The organism is Pseudomonas sp. RIT778, assembly GCF_019718735.1.
GTDB lineage: Bacteria > Pseudomonadota > Gammaproteobacteria > Pseudomonadales > Pseudomonadaceae > Aquipseudomonas > Aquipseudomonas aphyarum.
This window is the reverse complement of record NZ_JAIHBA010000042.1, coordinates 25,671-52,054: the sequence shown is the minus strand read 5'-3', so window position 1 is coordinate 52,054 and position 26,384 is coordinate 25,671. Positions and strand designations below refer to the sequence as shown.

At 61.5% G+C, this 26,384-nt stretch carries 25 protein-coding genes; 12 read left to right on the top strand and 13 right to left on the bottom strand.

Features of this window, described 5'->3' with window-relative positions; all coding sequences use genetic code 11:
* Positions 1 to 380: DUF3301 domain-containing protein (locus K5E37_RS25890; RefSeq protein ID WP_221535507.1), on the top strand; the 380-nt coding region annotated here is incomplete at its 5' end.
* Between the two features lies 1 nt (position 381).
* Here the strand turns inward: K5E37_RS25890 and K5E37_RS25885 are convergent.
* A complete protein-coding gene (locus K5E37_RS25885) occupies positions 382 to 1,353 on the bottom strand; it encodes a GTP-binding protein (RefSeq protein ID WP_221535506.1) in 972 nt (323 codons plus the stop codon).
* A gap of 25 nt (positions 1,354 to 1,378) precedes the next feature.
* On the opposite strand from K5E37_RS25885, the gene K5E37_RS25880 reads away from it, so the two are divergent.
* Positions 1,379 to 1,735, top strand: a complete 357-nt coding sequence (locus K5E37_RS25880; protein ID WP_085606244.1) for an NADH:ubiquinone oxidoreductase — start codon at positions 1,379 to 1,381, stop codon at positions 1,733 to 1,735.
* Between the two features lie 4 nt (positions 1,736 to 1,739).
* Here K5E37_RS25880 and K5E37_RS25875 read toward each other — a convergent pair whose 3' ends face one another.
* A complete protein-coding gene (locus K5E37_RS25875; protein WP_221535505.1) occupies positions 1,740 to 2,390 on the bottom strand; it encodes a DUF1826 domain-containing protein in 651 nt (216 codons plus the stop codon).
* Positions 2,390 to 3,595 carry a zinc metallochaperone GTPase ZigA gene (zigA, locus tag K5E37_RS25870; protein WP_085606248.1) on the bottom strand — a complete coding sequence of 402 codons (1,206 nt, stop codon included), beginning with the start codon at positions 3,593 to 3,595 and terminating at the stop codon, positions 2,390 to 2,392. The genes K5E37_RS25875 and zigA overlap by 1 nt, the downstream gene beginning before the upstream one ends.
* Before the next feature lie 223 nt (positions 3,596 to 3,818).
* Between zigA and K5E37_RS25865 the strand changes: the two genes are divergently transcribed.
* Entirely contained in the window at positions 3,819 to 4,193 is a 375-nt protein-coding gene (locus K5E37_RS25865; RefSeq protein WP_085606250.1) for a glutamine synthetase, read from the top strand.
* On the opposite strand, the gene K5E37_RS25860 is transcribed toward K5E37_RS25865, so the two are convergent.
* Entirely contained in the window at positions 4,190 to 5,389 is a 1,200-nt protein-coding gene (locus K5E37_RS25860) for an N-acetylmuramoyl-L-alanine amidase (RefSeq protein WP_221535504.1), read from the bottom strand. The two genes, K5E37_RS25865 and K5E37_RS25860, sit on opposite strands and share 4 nt — an antisense overlap.
* An 84-nt stretch (positions 5,390 to 5,473) precedes the next feature.
* Between K5E37_RS25860 and folE2 the strand changes: the two genes are divergently transcribed.
* Genes folE2 through K5E37_RS25830 form a run of 6 tightly spaced genes read left to right on the top strand, consistent with a single transcriptional unit; the run spans position 5,474 to position 10,686 of the window.
* Positions 5,474 to 6,370, top strand: a complete 897-nt coding sequence (gene folE2 / locus K5E37_RS25855; RefSeq protein WP_221535503.1) for a GTP cyclohydrolase FolE2 — start codon at positions 5,474 to 5,476, stop codon at positions 6,368 to 6,370.
* A complete protein-coding gene (locus K5E37_RS25850) occupies positions 6,367 to 7,035 on the top strand; it encodes a metal ABC transporter ATP-binding protein (protein ID WP_085606256.1) in 669 nt (222 codons plus the stop codon). Before folE2 ends, K5E37_RS25850 begins: the two co-directional genes overlap by 4 nt.
* Positions 7,035 to 7,901, top strand: a complete 867-nt coding sequence (locus K5E37_RS25845; protein WP_039765042.1) for a metal ABC transporter permease — start codon at positions 7,035 to 7,037, stop codon at positions 7,899 to 7,901. Before K5E37_RS25850 ends, K5E37_RS25845 begins: the two co-directional genes overlap by 1 nt.
* A gap of 11 nt (positions 7,902 to 7,912) precedes the next feature.
* A complete protein-coding gene (locus tag K5E37_RS25840; RefSeq protein WP_007954224.1) occupies positions 7,913 to 8,788 on the top strand; it encodes a metal ABC transporter substrate-binding protein in 876 nt (291 codons plus the stop codon).
* A complete protein-coding gene (locus tag K5E37_RS25835) occupies positions 8,785 to 9,345 on the top strand; it encodes a carbonate dehydratase (RefSeq protein ID WP_007954223.1) in 561 nt (186 codons plus the stop codon). The genes K5E37_RS25840 and K5E37_RS25835 overlap by 4 nt, the downstream gene beginning before the upstream one ends.
* A 3-nt stretch (positions 9,346 to 9,348) precedes the next feature.
* A complete protein-coding gene (locus tag K5E37_RS25830) occupies positions 9,349 to 10,686 on the top strand; it encodes a dihydroorotase (RefSeq protein WP_085606262.1) in 1,338 nt (445 codons plus the stop codon).
* 46 nt (positions 10,687 to 10,732) lie between these two features.
* On the opposite strand, the gene K5E37_RS25825 is transcribed toward K5E37_RS25830, so the two are convergent.
* On the bottom strand, positions 10,733 to 11,251 hold the full coding sequence (locus K5E37_RS25825; RefSeq protein ID WP_007954220.1) for a DUF3617 domain-containing protein: 519 nt from the start codon (positions 11,249 to 11,251) through the stop codon (positions 10,733 to 10,735).
* Between the two features lie 146 nt (positions 11,252 to 11,397).
* On the opposite strand from K5E37_RS25825, the gene cls reads away from it, so the two are divergent.
* Positions 11,398 to 12,837: a cardiolipin synthase gene (cls, locus tag K5E37_RS25820; protein WP_221535502.1), complete on the top strand. Its 1,440-nt coding sequence runs from the start codon at positions 11,398 to 11,400 to the stop codon at positions 12,835 to 12,837.
* Between the two features lie 2 nt (positions 12,838 to 12,839).
* Here cls and cfaB read toward each other — a convergent pair whose 3' ends face one another.
* The 5 genes from cfaB to hflK (K5E37_RS25795) form a co-directional block, all read right to left on the bottom strand.
* Positions 12,840 to 14,027, bottom strand: coding sequence for a C17 cyclopropane fatty acid synthase CfaB (cfaB, locus tag K5E37_RS25815; RefSeq protein WP_221535501.1), 1,188 nt, complete (start codon positions 14,025 to 14,027; stop codon positions 12,840 to 12,842).
* A gap of 177 nt (positions 14,028 to 14,204) precedes the next feature.
* Complete coding sequence (locus tag K5E37_RS25810) at positions 14,205 to 16,112, bottom strand: heavy metal translocating P-type ATPase (protein WP_085606269.1); 1,908 nt, start codon at positions 16,110 to 16,112, stop codon at positions 14,205 to 14,207.
* Positions 16,109 to 17,167, bottom strand: coding sequence for a protease modulator HflK (gene hflK, locus K5E37_RS25805; RefSeq protein ID WP_007954212.1), 1,059 nt, complete (start codon positions 17,165 to 17,167; stop codon positions 16,109 to 16,111). The genes K5E37_RS25810 and hflK (K5E37_RS25805) overlap by 4 nt, the downstream gene beginning before the upstream one ends.
* Positions 17,164 to 18,210, bottom strand: coding sequence for a protease modulator HflC (hflC, locus tag K5E37_RS25800; protein WP_085606273.1), 1,047 nt, complete (start codon positions 18,208 to 18,210; stop codon positions 17,164 to 17,166). The genes hflK (K5E37_RS25805) and hflC overlap by 4 nt, the downstream gene beginning before the upstream one ends.
* A complete protein-coding gene (gene hflK / locus K5E37_RS25795; RefSeq protein WP_221535500.1) occupies positions 18,207 to 20,153 on the bottom strand; it encodes a protease modulator HflK in 1,947 nt (648 codons plus the stop codon). Before hflK (K5E37_RS25795) ends, hflC begins: the two co-directional genes overlap by 4 nt.
* A 210-nt stretch (positions 20,154 to 20,363) precedes the next feature.
* On the opposite strand from hflK (K5E37_RS25795), the gene lpdA reads away from it, so the two are divergent.
* Complete coding sequence (lpdA, locus tag K5E37_RS25790; protein ID WP_127800752.1) at positions 20,364 to 21,764, top strand: dihydrolipoyl dehydrogenase; 1,401 nt, start codon at positions 20,364 to 20,366, stop codon at positions 21,762 to 21,764.
* 37 nt (positions 21,765 to 21,801) lie between these two features.
* Here lpdA and K5E37_RS25785 read toward each other — a convergent pair whose 3' ends face one another.
* Entirely contained in the window at positions 21,802 to 22,275 is a 474-nt protein-coding gene (locus K5E37_RS25785) for an Lrp/AsnC family transcriptional regulator (protein WP_007954205.1), read from the bottom strand.
* Positions 22,276 to 22,419: 144 nt separating this feature from the next.
* Here K5E37_RS25785 and K5E37_RS25780 point away from each other — a divergent pair, with 144 nt between their 5' ends.
* Positions 22,420 to 23,049, top strand: coding sequence for a LysE family translocator (locus tag K5E37_RS25780; RefSeq protein ID WP_221535499.1), 630 nt, complete (start codon positions 22,420 to 22,422; stop codon positions 23,047 to 23,049).
* Here the strand turns inward: K5E37_RS25780 and K5E37_RS25775 are convergent.
* Positions 23,046 to 25,184 (bottom strand): hypothetical protein, encoded by a 2,139-nt coding sequence (locus K5E37_RS25775; RefSeq protein WP_221535498.1) that lies wholly within the window; start codon positions 25,182 to 25,184, stop codon positions 23,046 to 23,048. The genes K5E37_RS25780 and K5E37_RS25775 overlap by 4 nt on opposite strands.
* Complete coding sequence (locus tag K5E37_RS25770; protein ID WP_221535497.1) at positions 25,171 to 26,364, bottom strand: DUF3142 domain-containing protein; 1,194 nt, start codon at positions 26,362 to 26,364, stop codon at positions 25,171 to 25,173. The genes K5E37_RS25775 and K5E37_RS25770 overlap by 14 nt, the downstream gene beginning before the upstream one ends.
* Between the last annotated feature and the right edge of the window lie 20 nt (positions 26,365 to 26,384).

The following is a 26,384-nucleotide window of genomic DNA, read 5'->3' as shown; positions in this document are numbered from 1 at the left end:
TGTTCGCCGTCGCCGGTGCGTGGCTCTGGCACAACCACGGCTTGCGCGAGCGGGCGCTGGAGCGGGTCAAACAGCATTGCGTGAATGTCGGCGTCGAGTTGCTCGACGGTAACGTGGCGCTGAAGAAGATCGGCTTGATCAAGGACGCCAGCGGTCGGCGACGTCTGGCCCGGGTCTACAATTTCGAATTCACCGTGACCGGCGAAACCCGGCACAACGGCACCATCACCCAGTTCGGTGCGCACAGCGCGCAGATTGAGCTGGCGCCCTACCCGGCGCCATTTGATGACACGCCGCCCGTGGTGGAAGTGACCAAGCCGCGTGGTGAAGTGATCGAGCTGAGCCAGTGGCGTCAGGAACATACCAAGTGGAAGCCTTGAGTCAGCTCGTCTGAAGCCGACACCGGGCCAGTCCGGCCTGTAATTCACTGACTGCCTGCGGTTCGTCGAAAATCAGCTCGATCCGGGAATCCTTGCGCCATTCACTGGGCAGCCAGCTGAGCTCGGCATTGTCCAGCGCATTGGCTGACTGCCAGCCGTCCGGGCTGTGAATCACCAGTTTGGCCCGGCGCCAGTTCAGGCTTTTCAGCCATTGGGTTATCCCCGATACGTCGAACACTTGGCTCGGATGCCAGCGCCAACCGATGCTCCAGCCACCCTCCTGAGCCTGACTCAGGCAGATCGGCAATGCCGGATCGCTCCAGATGGCCGGCATCTGCGCCAGCCCCTGAGGCACAACCAACTTATCCGCACCTGCTTGCGCCTGCACCGCCAGACCCGGCAACTCGCTGAGCGGCAACATCGCTTGTTGCGTCCAGATCAGCCGGACAGGCGGCAACTGTCGGGTGATTCGCTCACGCGTGGGCTCGTCGAGGTTTTCCGCCTTGTTCAACAGCAGCAGGCCTGAGCTGGACAAAGCTTCCTGCTGCGCGTCCGGCAGCGGTTTGCCCGCGGCGAGGGCCTGGGCGTCCAGCACCAGCACGCAAGGTTGTACGGCGAGTACGCCTTGCCACGGCGCCTCTTTCAGTTGCTTCAGCAGCTGCGCCGGATGCCCAAGCCCCGAGGGCTCGATGAACAGGCGATCCGGCCGCGCCTTGCGCAATAAACGCCCCAGACCAATCTGGAACGGCGCACCGTTCACGCAACACAAACAGCCCCCGGCCACTTCGCCCAGTGCGATACCATCGGCGTCGCAGGTCAACAGCGCAGCGTCGAGCCCGATCTGACCGAACTCGTTGATCAGCACCGCCCAGCGCTCGCCCGCCGGTCGCTGGGCCATGAGCTGGCGGATCAGGCTGGTCTTGCCCGCGCCCAAGGGGCCGGCGATGACGTGGGTGGGAATGTTCTGCAACATGATCAAGGTTTTCTGGAGGTCGAAGATGCGGTGGATGGGATGGTCGTTGCTGCTGACGCTGGTGTCGGGCGAGGCATTGGCACAGGCCTGCGTGGTGCACAGTCAGGCAGAGCGGCTCGACGTGAAGGTCTGCCAGCAGAACCGCAACATCCCGGAAAAACTGTTCAACGACGGCTTCTGCCAGCCGACCCTGGCCGGGCAGAAAGTCGAGGTTCAATACGTCAACCAGTGCCCCGCCGGCGCATTCGGTGTGTGCAGCAACGCGCAAGTCGCCAATATGCCTTATCGCCAGGATATCCACTATTACGGCGTGGCCACCGATGCGGCGTATTTGCAGCCCTACTGCGAGGCCCAGAGCCAGGGGAAATGGCTCAAGCCCTGAGGCGCTATCCGAGCCAGTCGAGGGTCAGCATCAGCCGCCGCTCTCCCGGCGCCGGTTGCGGCGAGCGATGGATCAGCCCGAAACCTTCGTTGCCGTGCCATTTTTCGCCCTTGAGCAATGCCACTTCGCCCCGATTCAATTGCTGAATCCGTGACGCTTCCTGCGGCTCGGCTTGCGGCTTTCCCAGTTGCCGACGATCCATCTGCCCTTCCCTTAACCATTCACTGCCGACACCTGCGTATGTCGTGATCAACCGCACCGGCACATGATCGACGTGAAAACGCGGACACATGGCCTTGTCCAGCACCCGCAGGCGCAAGCCGATCCGTCGCGCCCCCAGCAGGCAGGCGAAGGCACTGACCAGCCATTTCAGGTCGGCGATAAATCCTTCGTAGCCTTCCAGATCGCGAAAGCCGCTGGCCAGTCCCGTGAGATCCGGTTCTGCGTCTTCGTCCGGCAATTCCAGGCACAGCGCCTCGGCGTAAGGCTCGTTCAGAGACAACAATAAGTCCGCGAATTCGGCAATGTGCAGCGGAAGCTGTCGTTGCCAGACCGCAAGGTTGGTCTCGTCGTCAAGAATGTCCGCCAGTGCCTGCGGGGTCTGGCCGAAAGACTGATGGCGCGTGCTGCCTGACAGCGGTTTCAGGGCGAGCATCAGGCCACCTCGTCGTGCCAGGAACCAAAAGGATCGCGCAGCTGTAACCAGCCTTGAGTACCGAGCGCCATTTCGGCATCGGTCAGCAGGCAATCATCGAGTTCCGACGACAGCTGTGCGAAATCGATGTTCTGCCCGATAAACACCAGCTCCTGGCGACAATCGCCTACGCTGGCGATCCAGTTTTCCATGATCGCGGCGGTACTTTCCTGATCCTGTGGCCACTGTTCTTTTGGCACGAAGCGCCACCAGCGCCCGGCGAAACCGTGGCGCATCAGGCCACCTGCCTGAGACCAGCTACCGGCGTCGGTGGGTTTGCTGGCCAGCCAGAAGAAGCCCTTGGAGCGCAGCAATTTGCCGTTAACCCAAGGACGATCGATGAAGTCGAAGAAGCGCTGTGGATGAAAAGGCCGGCGCGCCCGATAGGCCGTGGAAGCGATGCCGTACTCTTCGGTTTCCGGCACATGTTCCCCACGCAGTTCCTGCAGCCAGCCCGGGGCCTGGGCGGCCTTTTCGAAGTCGAAACGACCGGTATTGAGAATTTTCTCCAGCGGCACTTCACCCATGACCATCGGGATGATCTCGGCCTGAGCGTTGAGGCGTCTGAGAATGGCCATCAGCTCTTCCCGCTCGCGGCTGCTGATCAGGTCGATCTTGCTGATCAACAGGACGTCGGCGAACTCGATTTGCTCGATCAGCAGATCGGTGATCGAGCGCTCATCTTCTTCACCGAGGAATTCGCCACGGGACGCGAGGTTTTCAGCGGCCTGGTAGTCCGGCAGGAAGTTCATGCCGTCGACTACAGTGACCATGGTGTCGAGCCGAGCGATGTCGGCGAGGCTTTGCCCCTGCTCATCACGGAAAGTGAATGTCTCGGCCACGGGTAACGGCTCGGAGATTCCCGTGGATTCGATCAGCAGGTAATCGAAGCGGCCTTCACGTGCCAGCTGGCTGACCTCTTCAAGCAGGTCTTCGCGTAACGTACAGCAGATACAGCCGTTGCTCATTTCCACGAGCTTCTCTTCTGCACGGTTCAGGCTGACATCACGCTGGACTTCGCTGCCATCGATGTTGATTTCGCTCATATCGTTAACGATAACGGCGACGCGCAGATCATCTCTGTTACGTAGTACGTAATTCAAAAGTGTACTTTTTCCGGCGCCGAGAAAGCCGGACAAAACGGTCACGGGAAGTCGGGAAGACATTGGATAAACCTCATCAGACGGTCGCTAAACAGCGCTGGAGGCTCTCGGGGCGAGCGTTCTTGGGTTTCGATGGGATCACCAGGGAAACGGACGCTTGAAAAGGAAGCCACGGAAAGCCTTGTCCGATTAATGTTATAGTATAACAACAAAATCAATCCACTCTCTTCTTGCCCAAAGTGACAAAGGGCCGGAAGCTGCAATCAGTTCGTCGCCGAGTTACGTCATGAAAACTGCGCTGAAATACTCGCTTATCTGCCTTGCATTGCTGACGCTGAAGGCCGAAGCACAGGTGCCGGGGCTCGCCAATTGCACGCGCAGCGCGAACCTGTTGGCGTGCATCGATGGCAACGGCAACGCCTATAGCGTCAACACGGTCGGCAGCACGATTTACCTGCGCGGATTCGAGAAAGCAGGCAACCGCTACTGGGCACAAACCAACAGCCGCTACGGCCAACTGACATTCTTCACCGGCATCGCTTCCGATGGGGAAGCCTGGGTTGGCTACAATCGCCGCGTGGGATGGACGACGATCAATCGGTTCTCCAGCTCAGGCGGCAGCAGTGCGAAGTTCACCTGCAGCCGGATCACTGGCTGCTAAACCCGCGATCCTTTCTGCTCTTGTTGCCATGCCATATAGCTGTCGACAGGTGGATTCTTCTGGAAATAGCGCTGCAAGCCCTCAAACAAACCGTCTGCCACGGCCTGCTGATGACGCGCCGTCACCAGGCGCTGACTGTCTCGTGCGTTGGAAATGAACCCGGTTTCCACCAGGATTGACGGCACATCCGGCGATTTCAGAACGGCAAATCCAGCCTGTTCCACGCGCTTTTGGTGCAGCGTGGTGATGCCGGCCAGGCTGCCCAGCACTGTGCTTCCGAGTTGCAAACTGGCGGCGATGGTTGCGTTCATCGACATGTCGAGGATCACGCCAGCGAGCATCGGATCTTTGTCCTTGAGATTGAGCAGGCTGGTGGCGCCAAGCAGATCCACACCGTTCTCACGCTGCGCCATGAACCGCGCGGTCGCGGATGTTGCGCCGCCTTCGGACAGGCAATACACCGACGCGCCAGAGGCGGTCAGACGCGGCGCAGCATCGGCGTGCACCGAGATAAACATGTCGGCCTTGTGCTGACGCGCGATCTCCACACGCTTGCGTAACGGGACGAAGAAATCGTCGTTACGAACCAGCTTCACATCAAAGCCTTTCTCTCGTTTAAGCCGACGCGCGAGCAATTGCGCGATGGACAAAACCACATCCTTTTCGCGCTCGCCTTTGGCGCCAATTGCCCCCGGATCTTTTCCGCCATGACCAGGGTCGACCACCACCATGATGTCGCGCTTGGGGTGAGATTTTTCCTGGGGTGTTTCACGTGGAACGCTCGCCGGGAGCCCTGCTGAAGCAGTCATCAAGTCCAAAACCAGGCGATGCCCTTGCCCATCCTGAGGCGCCAACAAGAATGAATTGAGCTGAACCGGTCTGCTTAGATCCAGCACGATCCGGGTGTTCCCTTGGCCAAAGTACCCTGAGCGGATCGAATGAATAGGGGTGCCGGATAACGCCAACTGGCTGAAATCCCCACTCAGGCTGGCCCCACTCAAATCGATAATCAATCGCTCCGGCGCACTCAAGGTGAAGGTCTTGTAACTCACGGGACCACTCAGATCGAACACCAGCCGAAGCTTGTCATCCGAACGCCAAAGCCGCGCATTGCGTATCTGCGTGGCGGACACCGAAAAAGGCAAAACAAAGGCCGCGCTGGCCAGCATCAGGTTGAGCAAGTGGCGTCTGTACATATGAAAGCCTGTTCATGAAAAAGGCATCGTGGTTTGAATTGTTATAATGTAACATCAAATTCAATCACCATGATGGAACTGCTCATGAACGCGCTGACTTTGCCGGATGTCGCGGCTCAAGCCGCCCGCCAGGCCCTGCCTCTCGAATGGGTGGGGATGTGCGGCATCGCATTACCTGTGTTTATCGAAGGCCAACGACTGGCTGCCAAAGCGGATGCAGGCGTCAGTCTGGATGACGGAGACGCACGCGGCATTCACATGTCGCGGCTCTATCTGGGGCTGGAAGCGCTGGAGCAGCAGAATCTTTCTCCCGCTCTTTTGCGCCGAGTTTTGCAGCGTTTTCTCGACAGCCACGAAGATCTGTCCGAAGCCGCTTACCTGAATATCCACACTGATTTGTTGCTGAGAAGGCCCGCGTTGGTCAGTCCTTTGGCAGGATGGAAAACCTATCCCGTCACTGTTTCAGCCCAGCTAAAAAACAAAGTGTTCCACGTGGAACTGAAAATCGACGTCGCGTATTCCTCGACTTGCCCATGTTCTGCAGCATTAGCGAGGCAGTTGATCCAGCAACAATTCATCGACGACTTTGCCAACAAACCGCTGCAACACGCCGATGTGTTGGCGTGGTTGGGCTCGACCCAAGGCATCGTGGCCACACCTCACAGCCAGCGCAGTACCGCCCAGTTACATTTGCACCTGGATGAATTCGTCGACGAACTACCCCTGACGTCCATCATCAACGACGCCGAAGCTGCCCTCGGCACCGCCGTGCAAACCGCTGTGAAACGCGCCGACGAACAAGCCTTCGCCCTCGCCAATGGCCAGAACCTGATGTTCTGCGAAGACGCTGCCCGACGCCTGAACCTGGCACTGCGTCGCTCACCCGGTGTCAGCGAATTCCACGTACGAGTCATCCACGCCGAAAGCCTTCATGCTCACGACGCCGTCGCCGAGAGTCATTGGCGCCGGGAGCAGCCATGATTCGCTGCCACAACCTGAGCTGGGGGATACCCGGCCAACCACTCACTGCACCGCTCAACCTGAGATTGGAAAGTGGCAGCCTGACGGCAATCATCGGCGTCAACGGCAGCGGCAAAAGCAGCCTGCTCAAAGTCATCGCCGGTTTACAGCGACCGCTGGCCGGCAAGGTCGAGTTGGGTGTTCCACGCCAAAGCGGCTTGTCCTTTCTGCCTCAGCAACAGCATCTGGATCGACAGTTCCCGATCAGCCTTCAGGAATTAGTGGCGGCCGGATTCTGGGGACGCCGACTGTCATCGCAACTGAGAGCCCAACGTCTCGAATCCGCACTGGAAGACTGGCACCTGAGCGGACTGGAACATCGTCCCCTGATGGCCCTCTCCGGCGGAGAACTGCAACGCGCCCTGCTCGCCCGATTGAGTCTGGCCGACACACCGTTGCTGCTGCTCGACGAACCCCATGCCGCGCTCGACGAACTGGGTCAGACATTGTTGTGGCAACACCTGCACGCCTGGCACGAACAAGGACGAACCCTGATCGTGGTTTGCCATGACCTCGCCGCCGTGCGCCAACACATTCCACAGACCTTGCTGATCAAACCCAGCGGCTGTGCATACGGCAGCAGCGTCGATCTCATTCAGCAAACGCCTCACACGCAGGTAGCCTGATGCTGACGCTCAGCCATTTATGGCAACCGTTCCACGAGTTCGTCTTCATGCGCCGGGCCCTGCTCGGCGGTCTGGTATTGGCGTGCAGCACGGCACCACTGGGCGTGTTTCTGATCCTGCGCCGAATGAGTCTGATCGGTGACGCCGTCGCCCACGGCATCCTTCCCGGTGCCGCGTTGGGGTTCTGGTTCGCCGGGCTGAGTCTGCCGGCGCTGACTCTCGGCGGGCTCGGTGCCGGCCTGAGCATGGCCGGACTCGCCGCGTGGATCACCCGACGCACCGGCCTGCGCGAAGACGCCAGCCTCGCCGCGATCTATCCCATCTCGCTGGCCAGCGGCGTGCTGATTCTGGGAATCGCCGGCAAGCGACTGGATTTGCTGCACCTCCTGTTCGGCTCTGCCTTGGCGGTGGACGGCCCGACCCTCAACGGCATGTTGTGGGTATCGGCACTCAGCCTGATGGCCATGGCGCTGATCTACAAACCGTTGCTGCTCGACACGCTCGATCCGTTTTTCCTGCGCACAGTCAGCCGACTCGGCCCCGTCGCCCATGGCGTGTTCCTGACGCTGGTGGTGCTCAATCTGGTGATCGGCTTCCAGGCGATCGGCGCCTTGATGGTAGTCGGCCTGATGATGCTGCCCGCCGCCGCCTCTCGTTTCTGGAGCCGACGCCTGCCGATCCTGATTGCCATCGCCGCGCTCATCGGTTGCGCCTCGGTATGGCTCGGCCTGTTGCTGTCGTTCTACTACTCGCTGCCCAGCGGCCCGGCCATCGTGCTGGTCGCCGGTGGCGGTTACCTGTTGTCCGTGGTGTTCGGACCGGTTCACGGTCTGTTGCGCCGCCCGCCTTTGCTCACATCCCAATGAGGTCTTTCCCGATGCGCGCTCTACTCGTGCTATTCAGCCTGATGCTGTCGATGTCGTTATCGGCGGCGGAAAAACTGCCGGTGGTCACCAGCTTCAGCATCCTTGCCGACATGGTGCATCAGGTCGGCGGCGAGCATATCCAGATCACCAACATGGTCGGCCCTGACGCCGATGCCCACACTTACGAACCGACGCCGGATGACGCCAAAGCCCTGCTCAAGGCGAAGCTGATCATCAAGAACGGGCTGGGTTTCGAACCCTGGCTGGATCGGCTGGTTGCCAGCACCGACACCAGAGCCCCGGTTATCAGCGCCAGCCGCGGCGTGATTCCGCGCTCGCTGGATGAGGACGGCGAAACCGTCCCCGATCCTCACGCCTGGCACAACCTGGCGAACGCCGAGCTCTACGTCGCCAACATCACCAAGGCGCTGATCGCTGCTGACCCGGCAAACAAAGCCGACTACGAGCGCAACAGCCAGGCCTACCTGAAACAGATTTACGCCCTCCTCGCCCAAGCGAAAGCCAAGCTCGGTTCACTGCCGCCGGGTAACCGCAAGATCGTGACCAGCCACGATGCCTTCGGTTATCTCGGTCAGGCCTACGGCATCGACTTCATGGCGCCACAAGGTCTGTCCACCGAACGCGAACCTTCCGCTGCCGAAGTCGCCGCGCTGATCACCCAGATTCGCCAGGCCAAAGTCAAAGCGGTGTTCATGGAAAACATCAAGGACGCGCGCCTGCTGAAACAGATCGCCGACGAAAGCGGCGCACACATCGGCGGCACGCTGTACTCCGACGCCCTCGCCGCCAGCGGCCCGGCCAGCACCTTCACCGGGCTGTTCGAATACAACCTCAACACTCTTTACCAAGCCCTGAGCCAACCATGATCCGTAAAAATCCTTCCGGTGATTTGCCGCAGATTGCCGAGTCTGCCTACGTCGATAAAACCGCGATCATCTGCGGCAAAGTGGTGATCGGCGAAAACGTGTTCGTCGGCCCGTATGCGGTGATCCGCGCCGATGAAGTGGACGCCACGGGCGAGATGGAGCCGATCATCATCGGCGCCAATTCGAACATCCAGGACGGCGTGGTGATCCACTCCAAATCCGGCGCGGCGGTGACCATCGGCGAATTCAGCTCCATCGCCCACCGCTCGATCGTGCATGGCCCGTGCACGGTCGGCGACCGGGTGTTTATCGGTTTCAACAGCGTGTTGTTCAACTGCGTGGTCGGCAACGGTTGCGTGGTGCGGCACAACTCGGTGGTCGACGGTCGGGATCTGCCGGACGCGTTCTACGTGCCCTCCACCACCCGCATCGGCCCGGGTACCGACCTCTCGCAATTCCCGCCGGTGAGCGTCAGCGCTTCGGAGTTTTCCGAAGACGTGGCGCGTACCAACGTCGATCTGGTGCGCGGCTACAAAGCCCTGCAGAACGAGTTCTGAACCATGAGCAGTGTGCTGATTCGCAATGCGCGGCTGGTGAACGAGGGGCGTGAGTTCGACGCCGATCTGTTGGTCAGCAACGGGCGCATCGTCAAGATCGCCGGTAGCATCGAAGGTGAAAACGCAACCCGTGAAATCGACGCCAACGGCCAATGGCTGCTACCGGGAATGATTGACGACCAGGTGCATTTCCGTGAGCCGGGTGCGCCGGCCAAAGGCAGCATCCACACCGAATCCCGTGCAGCCGTGGCCGGGGGTATCACCAGTTTCATGGACATGCCCAACACCAACCCTGCCACTCTGACCCTTGATGCGCTGGCCGACAAAAAACGCCGGGCAGCGATCAATTCGGTGGCCAACTACGGTTTTCACTTTGGCGTCAGTCGCGACAATCTGGACACGGTCGCAGCGCTGAATCCGAGCGAGGTGGCCGGGGTCAAAGTGTTCATGGGCGCGTCCACCGGCAACATGCTGGTGGACGACCCCCACACCCTCGAGCGCCTGTTCGCTGAAGTGCCGACGATTTTGCTGGCCCACTGTGAAGACACGCCGAGCATCGAAGCGAATGCCGCGAACCTGCGCGAACGCTTCGGCAACCAACTGCCACCCGATGCCCATGCGCTGATCCGCAATGCCGACGCCTGCATTCGCTCATCGTCTCTGGCGGTGGATCTGGCCCGACGTCACGGCACTCGTCTGCACGTCCTGCACCTGACCACGGCCCGCGAACTGGCCCTGTTCGAAGACAAGCCACTGTCGCAAAAACGCATCACCGCCGAAGTCTGCCTGCACCATTTACTGTTCGATGACCGTGACTATCCGAACCTCGGCAACCTGATCAAATGCAACCCGGCGATCAAGTCGCAGAGCGATCGTGACGCCCTGCGCCAGGCACTGCTGAGCAATCGACTGGACGTGATCGGCAGCGATCACGCACCGCACACCTGGGCGGAAAAACAGCAAGCGTATGAACAGGCACCGTCCGGGCTGCCACTGGTGCAGCACGCACTGCCGGCGTTGTTGGAACTGGTGGCGGATGGCGTGATGCCGATCACCACGCTGGTGGCGAAAACCAGCCACCGGGTGGCGGATCTGTTTGCCATTCCGGACCGCGGTTATTTGCGTGAGGGGTATTGGGCGGATCTGGTGTTGATTCAACCGGAGCCCAAGGGTGTCGCGGTGTCACGCCAACCCGTTCTATCGCAATGCGGCTGGACGCCGTTCGCTCAGCGCAGCTTTCGGCATCGGGTCAGCACGACGATGGTGTCGGGCCAGATCGCGTGGCATGACCAACGGATCCATGACAATTGCCAGGGATTGCCGCTGCGGTTCATGCGCTGAAAAAAAACCGCCTCCACTCGATGTGGAGGCGGTTTCGATAATGACGTTACGCTCTCGGTTTGACCGTGCCGCAATCCTGACCCAGCCAGACTGCCCGGGTTTCCAGACTGCCCTTCTGGTTGATCCCGATGGCATTGAAAGTACCGTTGGCGACGGTGGTGAACTCGCGGTCACTGAGGAACGTCGCGACGCCGGTGCCTTGGGCTTTCGGGCAACTGAAGCGGAATTTCCACTGGTTGCCGACACGCTCGGTGATCTGCTGTTTACAGCCCGACTGCGGATCCGCCAGTGGAATATCGTTGGTCGCCACCTGTTGCGGCGTCAGGCAGGCGCGGATGCCCTTGCCACCGATGTTGATCCCCTGCTTCTCCAGTTCAGCCCGTTGCTGAGGGGTGATCTGGCCCTGAATCTGGCCGAGGATCGATTGCACATCCATCACTTGATCATCGACCTTCACATTGCTCGACGTCATTTCCCACAACCCCGGCTGCAGCATTTGCGCCTGAGCAACCACCGGCAAGGCCAAACCCAGGCCCAGCGCCAAACCCAGCAGACGAACGTTCATTGAAAAACTCCTGATCAGTAGTGGCCGTTAGACGCCGGCCGCCTGTTTCGGTTCATGGCGGGCGCTGGCGGCTTGAAAACAAATAGCGACAATCGCCATGGAACATGGTCTGTTAAGCATTGAATCTTCAGGAGCAAGGTTGCCCCATGGATTATTTCGGACCGCACATTTTCGGTTATCTGATCGCCCTGATACACACCCTCGGCTCGATCGCCGCGATCCATGCCGTATTGACCGTACGCACCGCCCAAGGCTCGATCGCCTGGGCGCTGTCGCTGATCTTCATTCCCTACCTCACCCTCATCCCTTATCTGGTGTTCGGTCGCAGCACCTTCGATGGCTACATCAAGGCCCGCCGCCAGGCCAACGAACAGATGCGCCAGGCGATTTCCGAACTCAACTGGCGGCCGTGGGTGGAGGAAGCCCTGACCGCCCGCGCCTCGAATGCTTACGACTCGTTGCGCGCAATGCCGAAGCTGGGACGCATGCCATGCCTGGCCAATAATGAAGTGCGATTGCTGATCAACGGTGCCGCTACCTTCGAGGCGATTTTCCACGCAATCGACCAAGCGCGGGAAGCGGTGCTGATCCAGTTTTTCATCATTCACGACGATCGTCTCGGTCAGCGCCTGCGTGACTTGCTGCTGAAGAAAGCGGCCGAAGGCGTGGTGATTCATTTGCTTTACGACCGCATCGGCAGCCACGCCCTGCCCCACAGTTATGTGCAGGCGCTGCGCGACGGCGGCGTCGAGGTCAAGGCGTTCGCCACCCGCAGCGGCTGGCTCAATCGTTTCCAGGTGAATTTCCGCAACCACCGCAAGATCGTGGTGGTCGACGGGCTGATCGGATTTGTCGGCGGGCACAACGTAGGCGACGAATACATGGGTGAAAAACCACCGCTGGCACCGTGGCGCGACACCCACGTCCAGGTGCGCGGCCCGGTGGTGGCGTGCATGCAGGAGTCATTTGCCGAAGACTGGTTCTGGGCCGCACGATCGTTGCCGCCGCTGATCCTGCCGGACGCGTACCCGGAGGATGGCGTGCTTTGCCAATTGCTCGCCAGCGGCCCGGCGGATGCCTACGAAACCTGCTCGCTGTTCTTCGTCGAAGCCATCCACGCCGCCACCGAGCGTGTGTGGATCACCAGCCCCTACTTCATTCCCGATGAAGCCGTGTTCGCGGCATTACGTCTCGCGGTGTTGCGCGGAGTCGACGTGCGCCTGTTGCTGCCTTCGCGTCCCGACCACCGCATTGTCTACGCCGCCTCCAGCCTTTACGCGTTCGAAGCGGTGCGCGCCGGGGTGCGGGTGTTCCGCTACGAGCCGGGTTTCCTGCATCAGAAAGTGGTGTTGATCGACAGCGAAATCAGCGCCATCGGCAGCGCCAATCTGGACAACCGTTCGTTCCGGCTGAATTTCGAAGTGATGCTGTTGACCGTCGACAGAGAATTCGCCGCCAGCGTGGAACACATGCTCAACGATGACTTCGACCAGGCCTACGAAGTCGCCAAAGAAGAAAGCCGGGAGATCCACCGCCTGCAACAGGTCGGCATGCGGATCGCCCGGCTTATTTCACCGATTCTCTAGGTTCAAGGGTTGTAGATGTCGTCCCTCGTCCACGGCAGTTCATGGCTGCCGTCGGCATGGGCCTTCACGGCGAGGATCTGGTGCAGATTGATCCAGCCGCGAGCGAACGCATAAGCGCAGCCCGCCAGGTACAGACGCCAGATGCGCAGCGCCTGATCCGGCACCAGTTTCGCAGCGGCTTCGAGGTTGTCCTCCAGCCGTTCGCTCCAGTGGTCCAGGGTGCGCGCGTAATGCAGGCGCAGACTCTCGACGTCGACGATCTCCAGACCCGCTTCGCTGATCTCGGCCGAGATCATCGCCAAATGCGGCAACTCGCCGTTGGGGAACACGTACTTCTCGATGAAATCCCCGGCACCGCGTCCCACGGGACGGCCATCGGTGTGCTTGGCGGTGATGCCGTGATTCATCACCAGACCGCCCTCTTTCACCGCGCCGAACAGGGTTTTGCAGTATTCGGCGAGATTGGCATGACCAACGTGTTCGAACATGCCGACGCTGACCACTTTGTCGAAACGCCCGTCCTGTGGCAGATCGCGGTAGTCGAGCAGTTGCAGTTCGATCTGATCTTCCAGCCCCTCGGCTTTGACTCGCTCGCGGGCCAGGGCCAGTTGCTCTTTGCTCAGGGTGATACCGAAGACCTTGGCGCCGAACTCGCGGGCGGCATAACGCGCCAATCCGCCCCAACCGCAACCGACGTCCAACAGATAATCGCCTGGCTGCAGACGCAGCTTGCGACACAGGTGCCGGAACTTGGCTTGCTGGGCTTGCTCCAGGGATTCACTGCCGGTTTCGAAATACGCGCAGGAATATGCCATGTCGCTGTCGAGCCACAGCTGGTAGAACGCGTTGGACAGGTCGTAATGGTAGGAGATGGCTTTGGCGTCGGTTTCCTTGTCGTGCACGCTGCGCACCGGCTGACTTTCTTCGTCTTCATTGAGCAGCGCCGTGCTCAACTCATCGCACACCCGGATGACTTCGCTGATCGAGCCCTCCAGTTCGAGCTTGCCCTCGACGAAGGCCGCACCCAATGCGTCCAGACTTGGATGGGTGAACTGGGTGACCATCTGCGGGTCCTTGACCACGATGGTGACGCTGGGCGTCGGGCCCAGATTGAATTCATGGCCGTCCCAGAGTCGCAGGCGAAGCGGAAGCTGCAGATTCTGTAAGGCCGGTGGAAGTTGCGCGAGCATGGAATATCCCCCTGGTTTCAGACGTCTGATCTGAGGGTAGACCATCCTTGAAAATTAGCAGGCTATCGATTTGATAGTCGCCGACTATCAGCCGCAGAGGCTGTAATGGCGCTGTCATCCTTGCTTCAGTGCGCCTTCTCAAATGACTGCGAGAGCGGCGCACAGTTCGAAAAATGATCAGTCCGACGCTTTCAGCTTCAGCAGCGGTTCCTGAAAACGCAGCAGGCGACCGGCATTGCCCAGCACCAGCAACGTGCTCAGGTTGTGCAGCAATGCAGCGATCATCGCGCCCGCTGCACCGAGCCAGCCGAAGGCCGCGAACACTACGATGGCCAGCGTCCAGCCCAGACCGATGATCACGTTCACTTGCAAGGTCCGTCGGCACTGACGGCTGAGGCGCACGCAGGTGCCGAGTCGACGCAGGTCACTGCCGATCAGCACGATATCGGCGGACGCCAGCGCGATATCCGCGCCGCCCGCTCCCATCGCCACCCCGACGACGCCCGCCTTGAGCGCCAGCGAATCGTTGATCCCGTCGCCGACCACCATCGGCCGGAAGCCGTTGTCGATTTCCTTGAGCACTCGATTGAGCTTGTCTTCGGGCAACGCCTGGGCCTCGACTTCGTGCAGGCCGACATCCTTGGCCAGTGTCTGCGCGACGCTTTGCCGGTCGCCGGTCAACAGCAGTTGCCGCCCCAGCCCGAGGTCACGCAGTTCACTCAGTGCAAATCGCGCTTCCGGTTTGACGGTGTCGGCCAGCAACAGCCAGGCGAGGAATTCGCCGTTCAACGCCAGCCCGGCAATCGGGCCGTCGTGTTCGGGGATCGCCGTGGTCGAGATGCCCAACTGCGCAAACAGCTCCGGACGCCCGAGCGCGGCCTCGCCTTGCGCGGTCTTGGCCACTACGCCCAACCCCTGTCGCTCGTGAATATCGGTCAGCACCAGCACCTCCTCCGCGCTGACCAGTCCGGCCAGCGCGCGGCTCACCGGATGGCTGCTCGCCGCACCCAGGCTTGCAGCCAGCGCCATCACCGACCCGTGATCCGCTCGCGGGCTGTTGATCGACTGCAAGCGCAGCGTGCCGTAAGTCAGGGTGCCGGTCTTGTCGACCACCAGCGAAGTGAGATCGGCCAATTCCTCAAGGAACGCCGAACTGCGGATCAGAATCCCGTGCCGCGCCGCCACCGCTACCCCGGCAATCGCCGTGGCCGGCGCCGACAGCACCAATGCGCAAGGGCATGCCGCCACCAGCACCGCGAGCATCGCCTGCGCATCGTTGGTGATGAACCAGGTGACGGCCGCGAGCAACAACACCAGCACCATGTAACTGCCGGCATAACGTTCGAGCAAACGAGTGATCGGCGGTTTGGAGCGTTCGGCGTTCTGCATCAGCGCGATGACTTTGCCGAGGGTCGATTCATCCCCGGTACGGGTCACTTCAATTCGCAGCAACCCGTCGAGGTTGATCGCGCCGCCGAACACCGCCATGCCGACGCCCGCCTCGACCGGCACCGACTCACCGGTGATCGACGCCGTATCGAGGCTGGCCTGGCCGGATAAAACCCGACCGTCCGCCGGCACCCGGTCGCCGGCGCGCACTTCGACTTTGTCGCCGGCCTTGAGCGTGCCGTTGTCGACTTCGATGATCGAGCCGTCTGCCTGCACCTTGCGCGCATGACTGCGCGTCAGTTGGCCGAGGGCATGAATCGCTTCCTGGGAACCGATCACGCTGCGCTCCTCCAGCACATGGCCGAAGATCATGATGATCGGCAGCAGCGCGGCGGTGAGCAGATCGCCCGTGGCCCACGCCCCGATCATCGCCAAGGCGATCAACTGATCGGTGATGCCGTGCAGGCTCGGATAACGCAGGCTGAACCACGCCGAACGCATTACCGGCACCGCGACTAATAAAGAAGCGAATCCGAGCAACAACTGACTGACGCCGGTTTGCTCCGGCATCAACCAGCGCCAGATCAGCCCCAGACCAAGCAAGCCGAGGGCGAGCATCGCCAGGGTCAACTGGCGCGCGGCGCGGCGTTGTTCGGCCGAGGACAACAGGCTCGGAGATGAGGTGGTGGCAGTCATTTGCTGGCTCCCTGAATGATCAGGCGTGAATCGTCTTTCGGATCGACCGTGGTGACAGAACCGGCCTGACCGAGAATCTTCGGCATCCGCTCACGGTACAAACGCAACAGCATTTGCGGGTCGGTGCCCTGCTGTTGCGCCTTGGCCAGGCTAAGCACCGTCGCCGTGTCGGCGGAGGCTTTGGCCAGGCGCTCACCGGCCTGGGCGTGGGCGACTTGCAGCGTGCGGTCGGCCTGTTCGTTGGCGGACTGGGTGAGTTTCTCGGCCTCGGTGCGGGCATTGGCGACCGCCTTGTCAGCTTGCTGGCTGGCGGTGAGGACAGCGTTAAACGCGCTCACTGCCGGCTCCGGCAGACTCGATTGCACATCGACCCGCGCCACTTCGATGCCGATGCCCTGCCCGCTCGCCTTCAACTCGGCGAGACGGCGGTTGATGCCTTGCACCAGATCACCGCGCAGCCGTTCGCGACGTTCGGCTGCCTGATTGTCAGCGCCGATCAGTTCCGGCCGAGCCACCAGAATCGTGTCCAGATCTCGCGCCGCCGTCAGTGCGACGGCGCTTCGCGTCACCACTCGATCCAGCGCAGGCAACACATGCTCGCCTTGCAGTACAAAGTCATAAGGATCGGTGACCTTGTAGAACACCCGCACATCCAGTTGCACCACTCCGGCATCACCGGTGAGCAGATAACCGGAGCCGGCCAACGCGTCACTCAGCGGCGTGGCGAAGGTGGCGACACGATCCGCTTGCATGGCCTGATCACTGCGCAGCAGATTTTCCACCCGGCGTTCAATCACCCGATCCGCCGCCGGCAACAAAACCACCTGTTCGAACGGCTGCGGCCAGGCCAATAACAACCCGGCATTCTGAATGCGATCCAGTGCTCCAAAGTGCAAAACCACCGCCCGGTTCTGCGGATCGATCTGCCGAACATTGGAAAACGCCCAGGCTAATGCCGCAAGCACGGTTACCGCATACAGCGCGAAAAACGCCAGACGTCCCGCCTGAATCCACGGACTGTTCAGCGAATGTGTTCCACGTGGAACTTCATTCATGGCTGCGATCCGCTTTTGCTGTCGAGATTCGGCGGTCCGTCGACCAACACCCGGAATGGCGCGGCGTCGGTGCGCAGGATCAGTTTGGTATCCGGCGAAACGATGGTGCCGAGGGTGTCCAGCGAGCGTAGCAAGTTGTACAGCTGCGGTGAGCCTGCGTAAGCGCGCCCGTAAATCTGCGCCGCTTCCACCCGCGATTGGGCTTCTATATCGGCGGCTTTCACCGTGGCATCGGCTTGCACGATGCGCGCATCGCGTTCGGCGGCGGAGCGGATTTGTGCCGCTTCACGCTTGCCGATGGCGGTGCGTTCGGTGGCGATGGTTTCACGCTCGGCGCGCATCCGGTCGACCGTTGCAGTGAGGGTCACCGATGGCAAGGTCAGCCGTTCGATGCCCACCTGCACCACGCGCACGCCGTAGGTGGCGAGCAGCTGCTGATCGATTTGCTGGCGCAACTGCGCTTCGAAATCGGCGATGCGAACCTGGCTGGCATCGGTGTTCACCAGATTGGCCAGATCGAAACTGCTGGCCGTGGTTTCCAGTGCCGAGCCGACAAACGTCCGAATCTGCCGCGCCGCTTCGTCCGGCTGGTTCTGTACGGCGCGCATGAAGCGCTGCACGTTGTCGGGATCGCCCTGCACCTGCCAGGCCACGTACGCCTGAACGATGATGCGCAAACCGTCGCGAGTGCCGACATCCTGCAAGCCGCTGGAGGTCGTGCGCAAACGCAGGTCCACCGGAATCGCCGCTTCGAACGGCGCCGGCCAGCGCCAGCTCAGGCCAGGTTCCAGCAATACGCGGGACGGATTGCCGAAACGGGTGATGACCGTGGCCTCACCGGAGCGCACTTGCACCAGGCTCGCCGCCGCGATGGCGAACGCCACCAGTAACGCTGCCCAGCCCATGCGTTTCCACGTAAAAGGCCCCGCCTCTTCCGGCGCACCGTGGTGATGGTGATGATGCCCGTGATGGTGATGACCGCCGCCATGAGCATGATCGTGGCCGCTGTGGTCATGGTGATCGTGAGTGTGCGACTGGCTCAATGGGTAGCTCCTGGCTGAGCGGTGGTGCGCGCCGGATCTGCCGGCAGCGTAAACGTACGCAGGTCGATGGTCGGTGCGTTACTGCTGCCGCCCAGGCGATGGTCGAGTACCAGCAGTTTGGCTTTGCTCAAACCCTGGCTGAGTTGGCTGAGGTATTGCTCCAGCACGAAGGCCTGGCCGGCGCTGGCGTAAGCCTTTTGTTCGGCGCTGAATTTCAGGTCCGCCGCCCGGGCCGTGGCGTTGATTTCGTGGGCATTGGCACTGGCCTGATCCCGAGCGAGGCTGGCCTGCAACTGCGCCTGGTTACTCGCTTCGGCAGCGGCGCCGCGCTCGCGGGAGATCAACGCCTGAGCACCGATCTGCGCCGCTTGCACGCTGTGATAGGCATTGGCCGCCCCTGCCGGCGGGTGAATCGCTTCGACCACCGTAGCGAGAATTTCCACGCCGCTGTCGAGTTTCTGCAGATCGCTTTGCACGGCGCGGCCGATTTCTTCGGCGAGCCCGGTCCTGTCCTCGCCGAGCAATCCGTCGAGGGTGCGCGAGGCAAAGTCATGCACCAGAATCCGGCTGGCGGTGCTGCGGATCAGCGTGGGCACATCGGCGCTGTTGTAGGTGGCGGCCAGCGCGGCTTGATCGCTCAGGCCGATGCGGTAGACGAAGCGCACGTCCATGTTGACGATCTGAAAGCTCTGCTGATCGCCACGGCTACTGGCGATAACCTGGGACTTGTCATTGACGTGGCTGGCATCCCACAAACGGTTGGCGGTGAATGGCGCCGGGCCTTCTGCCGGATCCAATTGCACGGGTGCCGGATTTTCACCGACGCTGGTTGCCAGTTCATGCACCACACCATTTTCAACGTTCAGTACACGCCCCAGCGGCCAAGGCAAACCGGCGTGTAAACCCGGCCCGAACACCTGCACCGGTTTGCCGAAGCGCTCGTAAATGCCACGGCTTTGCATCGGTATTTCGTGAAGGCCGGTGAGCAACCAGCCTACCGTTGCCACCAGCACCAACACCGGCAAGAACGCGCGGCGCATGTAACTGAAGGCCCAGATCTGGCGCAGATCGATGCCGAAGCGGTTGTGCAATTCGTGCTGCAACGCGAGCAGAGGTTGTGGCGGCCAGCGCAGCAGATCGGCAACGAAACTACGCGCCAGCAACGCCGGTTCGAGTTGTTCGCGGCGCGGGCTGAACAGCGACAGCAATGCACGCAACAGCAATTCCAGGGCAACCAGCCCCGGCAGAATGCCGATCAACACTGCCAGCCGCACCGGCCAGATTGCACTGTCACTGGCGAACAACAGGCACAACGCACCCAGCACCAGACTGATGATTGCCACCCGCGTCAGTTGCGCCAGCGCTCCGGCCTCGGGCCATTGTGCCGGGTTTTCCTGCGCCAGTTGCCGCTCCAGTACCAGCAGAGCGAACGCCAGCAGCAACGCGATGGCCGCGCCGACCGTAGCGGACAACCCTAAACCCGCCGCCGGCAGCGTCAGATTCCACATTTGCTCGATGCTTAACAGCACCAGCACCGACCACCCGCCCAGCCACAATGTAGGCACGCCGATCTGCCCAAGCAGGTGCAGACTGCGCTGGCTCATCCGATCCAGCAGCCGTTCGTACCAGCCCTCTGGCGCAGGTTCCTCAGCAGCCGTAACCGGCACGACGGGATTGATCACCCGCGCCCGCCATTGCGTCACCCACCACGCCGATTGCAGTCCGGCCACCAGCACCAGCAACGCCGCGCTCTGATTGACCAGCAACGCGGGCCACAGCGATTGCGGCGCAAACAGCCCGACAAAAAACGCCAGTACCCACCCTGCCCCGGCCAACGCGCCCAGACCGATCGCCAGGCGACGCAAACGCCGGCCCTGCGTCGCCGCTTGCTGAAAGCGCGGCAATCCGTTCACCGGCGTGCCTTCATCCAGATCGACTTGCATATCCCCCCAAAACCCTCGGCTCACTGCACATATCGTTACGATATAACGAAAGTCGTGAAATATTTGTACTCATTTGCGCCATTCAAAGATGTGCAACCTGTCGCTTGCCTGAAGCCTTGACCGAAATGTCCGGAAACGCACATATTACGTTCGTAATTTTCAGTGCGAACTACTTTTACCGATCCGCATCCTTCAGCCAGGAGTAAGAGCATGAGCAACTATGACGTGGTGATTCTGGGCGGTGGCCCCGGCGGTTATAACGCAGCGATCCGCGCCGGCCAGCTGGGCCTCAAGGCCGCGTGCGTCGAGGGCCGCGCCACGCTGGGTGGCACCTGCCTGAACGTCGGCTGCATGCCGTCCAAGGCGCTTTTGCATGCGTCCGAGCTTTACGAAGCGGCGCTGGGCGCGGAGTTCGCCAACCTCGGCATCGAGGTCAAACCCACGCTCAACCTTGCGCAAATGATGAAGCAAAAAGACGAAAGCGTGAGCGGGCTGACCAAAGGCATCGAATTCCTGTTTCGCAAAAACAAGGTCGACTGGATCAAGGGCTGGGGCCACATCGACGGCCCCGGAAAAGTCAGCGTGACCGGCGATCAGGGCAGCAGGATCGAGCTAACCGCGAAGGACATCGTCATCGCCACCGGCTCCGAGCCCACTCCCCTGCCCGGCGTGGAGATCGACAATAAGCGCATCCTCGACTCGACCGGTGCGCTGTCCTTGAGCGAAGTGCCCAAGCATCTGGTGGTGATCGGCGCAGGCGTAATTGGCCTCGAGCTCGGTTCGGTCTGGCGCCGGCTCGGCGCGCAAGTAACCGTGGTGGAGTACCTCGACCGCATCTGCCCCGGTGTCGACGGCGAAGCCGGCAAGACTTTGCAGCGCTCACTGAGCAAACAAGGCATCAGCTTCAAGCTGAGCTCGAAAGTGACCAGCGCCACCTCCTCCGATACTGGCGTACAGCTCAGCGTCGAACCTGCCGCTGGCGGCAGCGCGGAAATCCTTGAAGCCGATTACGTGCTGGTGGCCATCGGACGTCGTCCGTACACCCAGGGCCTGGGCCTGGAAAACGTCGGCCTGAGCACCGACAAACGCGGCATGCTCGCCAACAAACAGCATCGCACCGAAGCACCCGGCGTGTGGGTGATCGGTGACGTAACATCCGGGCCGATGCTCGCACACAAGGCCGAAGACGAAGCCATGGCCTGCATCGAACAGATTGTCGGCAAGGCCGGCGAGGTCAATTACGACCTGATTCCCAACGTGATCTACACCCGCCCGGAGCTGGCCAGCGTCGGCAAGACTGAAGAGCAGCTAAAAGCTGAAGGCCGGGCATACAAGGTCGGCAAATTCCCGTTCACCGCCAACAGCCGGGCGAAGATCAATCACGAGACCGAAGGCTTTGCCAAAGTCATCGCCGATGAGCGCACCGACGAAGTCCTCGGCGTGCACCTGGTCGGCCCGAGCGTCAGTGAAATGATCGGCGAGTTTTGCGTGGCCATGGAGTTCAGCGCCTCTGCCGAAGACATCGCGCTGACCTGCCACCCGCATCCAACCCGCTCCGAAGCGTTGCGTCAGGCGGCGATGAATGTCGAGGGGATGGCGACGCAGATGTAAGCACTGTGCGAATACTTCCCGCGCAATGCGGGAAGTATCAGGACGGCAGATGCCCCAGCGGCAACGCGCCGGGCGTTTTCACCGTGTGGATCGCAAAATTGCTGCGGATATCGCTTACTCCCGGCAGCTTCAACAGGCAACCGGTGAGAAAGCGGTCGTAGGCGCGCAGATCCGGCACCACCACCTGCAGCAGAAAGTCCGATTCCCCTGACACCAGAAACGCTGAAATCACCTCCGGCAATGCCGTCACCGCCCGGTGGAATGCCTCGGCCTGTTCGTCGTTGTGGCGCTCGACCTTGACCCCGACAAACACCGTCAGCCCCAACCCTACTTCATCGCGATCCAGATTGGCCTGGTATCCGCGAATCACCCCGGCCTCTTCGAGCATCCGCACCCGGCGCAGACACGGCGACGCCGACAGACCGATTTCGTCAGCCAGCTGCACATTGCTCAGGCGCCCGTCCCGTTGCAGCGCGGCGAGAATCTTGCGGTCGAAGGCATCCAGTTTCATGGTTGGCAGATCCTGATGGTTTACGCGGTGAAAGAGCGCAGATTATGCCAATTCAGCGCCCTTTAGAAGCTGACTACGCAACCACCTGCCCTGCCCTTCAGCCCTAGACTGAGGCGACCGAATCGACAACGAAAGGGGTGCGACATGGCGAGTCTCTGGCTGTTTTTCCTGGCTTTGGCGGTGGTCTATCTGCTGCCCGGTCCGGACATGATCCTGCTGTTGCAAACTGGCGCCCGCCAGGGTCGCGGCGCGGCGCTGGCCACGGCGGTGGGTCTTGCGATTGCCCGAGCTTGCCACGTCGCGCTCGCAGCATTGGGGCTGGCGGCGCTGTTCAAGGCGGCGCCGTGGACGTTCGATGCCGTGCGGATTGCCGGCGCGGCGTACTTGCTGTGGATCGGCATTCAATGCCTGCGCACCACGCTGCTGCCGGATCTGGACGCCGGCACCGTAACGGACAGTCATGCACAGTGGTACGCAGCCATCCGTCGTGGCCTGCTGACCAACCTGCTCAACCCGAAAGCACTGCTGTTCTGTTCGGTGCTGCTGCCGCAGTTCATCGTGGCAAATGGCGCACCGGTGCTGACCCAATTCGCCGTGCTCGGCGCGATGCTAGTGGGCGCAGGCCTGCTGTTCGACAGCGCCTACGCCCTGACCGGCGCCGCGCTGGGCCGCTGGCTGAAACACAGCCCGACGGCCCAGCGAGTGCAGCAGTGGTTGTTCGGCAGCCTGTTGATCGGCTTTGCCGTGCGCCTGACGTTCGTCCAGCAGGCTTAGGTTTTGCGGGCCTTGCGCTGGCGGCGGGTAATGATTACGAGCGCAATGACGGTCAACCCGACAATGGTGCCGATCTGCACTGCACGCTTGTAGGGCCGCAACACTCCGCGTACAGCATCGACAACCTGGGTGACGTAGCGTTTGTCTGCGTTGGCGAAATCCGGATAAGGGCATTGCTGGCCGAAATAGCCGCCCCAGCCCATGTACGGACCTTCTTTCACATATCGCTGGTACAGCGCGCTTTGCTCTTGCAGGCTGCTATTGAAACCGGCTGCCGAGCACAACACCGCAGCGAACGCCTGACTGGTGTGCGGCAGATTATCCGCCGCACGACTGGCCAGCGCCGTGGCAACAAACCGATAGTGATAGCGCTCATCCGGCTGCGCTTCACTGGCCTTCTGGCGCTGCACTTCAGCCTCGCTCACCAAAGGCCCAACTTTCAGTTCGGTGGTTTCCAGGCTGTAGTTGCCGCCGAAGGTCGCGTAATCCGGGGCCATTTCGTAGCCCAGGATGTCCATGCCCCACTCACGGGCAGTCCACGCAGCATTGAACAGTGCGCTGGCACGTTTGGTCGGCCACCATGCCGAATCGGCTTTGAGGCGTTGCTCACCATAGAGCCGCGCCTTGTTCTGCAGATCCGCGCTGTCGAAATAGCCAACCGCTTCTTCGTAGTGCCCCTCACGCAACAAACGCCGCCCCAGCAGATTACGCAGACTGGCGGCCACCGGCAGCGGCACGTAATTGTCGCGATCCTGCTGGCTCAGCGCGGGCGGTGCCGGGACGTTGTTATCAACATAGTTTTTCAGTTCCTCGACCGTCAGCACTCGCTCGGCCACGGTCGCAGCGTCGAACCAGTAAATGCTTTGGCTGCGATACAACTGATCGAAAGCCTGCAGATACTCGCCACGTTGCAGCGCCAGAATCGCGCTTTCACCCTCGACCCGGCATTTGGGCTGCACGCTTTCGAGATTCCAGTCGGCGGTGCGCCGCTCGCCCCAGGACTCGTCCTGCGGGAACGCTTGCGCGGCTTTCGCATAAGCCGCAGCCGCCGCGTTCCTGTCGCCATCGCGCACCGCCAGTTTCGCCCGCAGCCACCACGCCAGACCGCTGTCGCCAGCGTGTTCGAGGAACGCCTTGGCGCTGGCGTAATCGCCCTGTTGGTAATTCATCGCCGCCAGACGATCAGCGTTATCGAGGCTGCCGCGCGTACTCGCTTGCAGCGCCTTGACCAGCTTCTTCTCGTTCGGCGGCTCATCGCCGAACGACCAGCCGATCCGGCTGATCAACGAGGCGGTCACCAGTTGCTGCACGGCTTTGCCACGCAGCAACTTCTCCAGTCGATCCTCGGGCTCTTCGGCCAGATCGTTCATCAACAGCTTCAGCGAGGTGTAGCCGACGTTCGAGCCATGCAGGTTTTGCGTGGCGTAGAGTTCGATGGCCTTGTCCCAACTACCCGCCGTGCGCAGCGCGCGCGCTTCTTCGCCAAGGCTGGCCACGCCCAGTTCCAACGGATCGCTGAAACCGTCGATGCTCAGTTGCCGCGTCTGGTGGAAGGCTTCGATGGCGTTTTCCAAGGCTTCGAGTGCATCGCCCGCTTCGCTGCTCATGGCAAAGAAAGCCCGGCCCAGCGAATAAGCGGCCCAGGTGCTGCGCAACGCACGTTGATCGGCCGGCAGCGCCAGCAACTGACGGAAATACTCGACAGCCAGTTGATGGTCACCGGCACCGAACGCTACGGCACCCGCCACATACAGACGCAGTTCCGCCGGCAGGCTCGCGCCCTGCGCGTCGACCTGATGCGCGTCGGTCAGGCTGCGCAGTTGTTTGACCAGCGCTTGCTGTTCAGGCGTCAGGCCGATCTGCTCGGCCTTGTCACGCACCTCGGCGGGTTCTGGCGCCTCGGCGTAGATGTCATCCGGATTGTGGGTGGCGGCGGTGACGTTCTTCAGCCCGGCAATGGTTTTGCCGAGGCGACTGATCTCGAACCTGAAGTTGCCCTCCGGCATTTCCGCCAGCGATTGCCCGCGATCGTCGAGCAGACGCATCGGGAAATCCGGGCCGCAGGCCAGCGCCGAGCCCAGCGGCAGGCTGAGGCTCAGGCAAAGCAGATGGCGGGGCCAGTTACGGGTCAACATGCGAACCTCCTTGATCAATATTTGCGCAGCGTGCCCAACCAATCGCACGCTGCCCGCCTGCCGGCAATCGGCCGTCGCGCAGGCGGGTGAAGGTAAGCAGATCCGCCGTCTGTTGCAACGCATAACCGGCGAGCGCATCGGCGCCTTCGCAGCCCCGGGCTTTGAGGGTGATGCGGGCAGGCCAGGCGCTGTCGAGGTTGCCGACGTTACGCAGGGCGATGTCTTGCAGGCCGTTCTGTTCGGTAAACGTCAGGCCAAGCTGGCTGCTCAATACATCGCCTCGGGCGACCGCACGCAGTGTGCTCAGGCTCCAGGCTCTGCGGTCGTTGGCCAACGGCAGCCGAAACCAGATCAGACCGGCCAGGTGCGCCGGGCGATCCTCGCGTAACTCATTGGCCAACCGGCCCAGTTGTTGTGGATCGGCGAGCAATTCGCGTCGCTGGCCACCCCGTTCGAGTGGCACTTCGCTTTCCACCACCGGAGCGCCATCGGCATCCGCCAACAACGCCACGCCATAGGCCGGCAGCGCCAGATAAAACGGTTTATCGGTCACCCGCCCCCAGGCCTTGGCCCAGCGCTGCGCCTGCTCGGGATCGAACAGACCGCGACGCGGATCACTGACGGCGTGCACCTGCAATACACTGCTATCGACGGTCGCCAGCAGCGCCGGCAATTGCGGGCTGTCGAGCCAGGCAGGCAGCGCGGTGATGCTCAGGGGCAGATTGGCCGGCAATGCGCCGCGCAAATGAGCGAGGAATTCGGTATAGCCCGACAGTCGGGCACTGCCGGCGTCATGGTCGATCTCGACCCCGGCCAGGGTGAGTCCCTGCCCTTGCCAGTCATCGAGCACTTGAAGGATTTGCGCCGTGACCGCTTGCGGGTCGAGCGCCTTGAGCTGGCCGTCGAGGCGAATTACCGCGATCAGCGGCCGGGCATCGCGTTTCAACAACGCAGAATCGACGCGTGCCCGACTCCATCCGGCATTCGGGAAAGCCTGCAACGCCAAGACCCGCAACGTCGAAAAGTCGTTGCGACTGTCGTTCAGGGCCTGTACATGGGCTGGCGTCCATTGCCGTTGCCAGACATATAGCTGCTGATCGAGCGGCACTGCGTCCTGTCGTTCACAAGCACACAGCAACAACACAGCCACCAGGGCTGACCACCCGATGATAAAGCGCATACCTTGCAGATCCCTGAGAC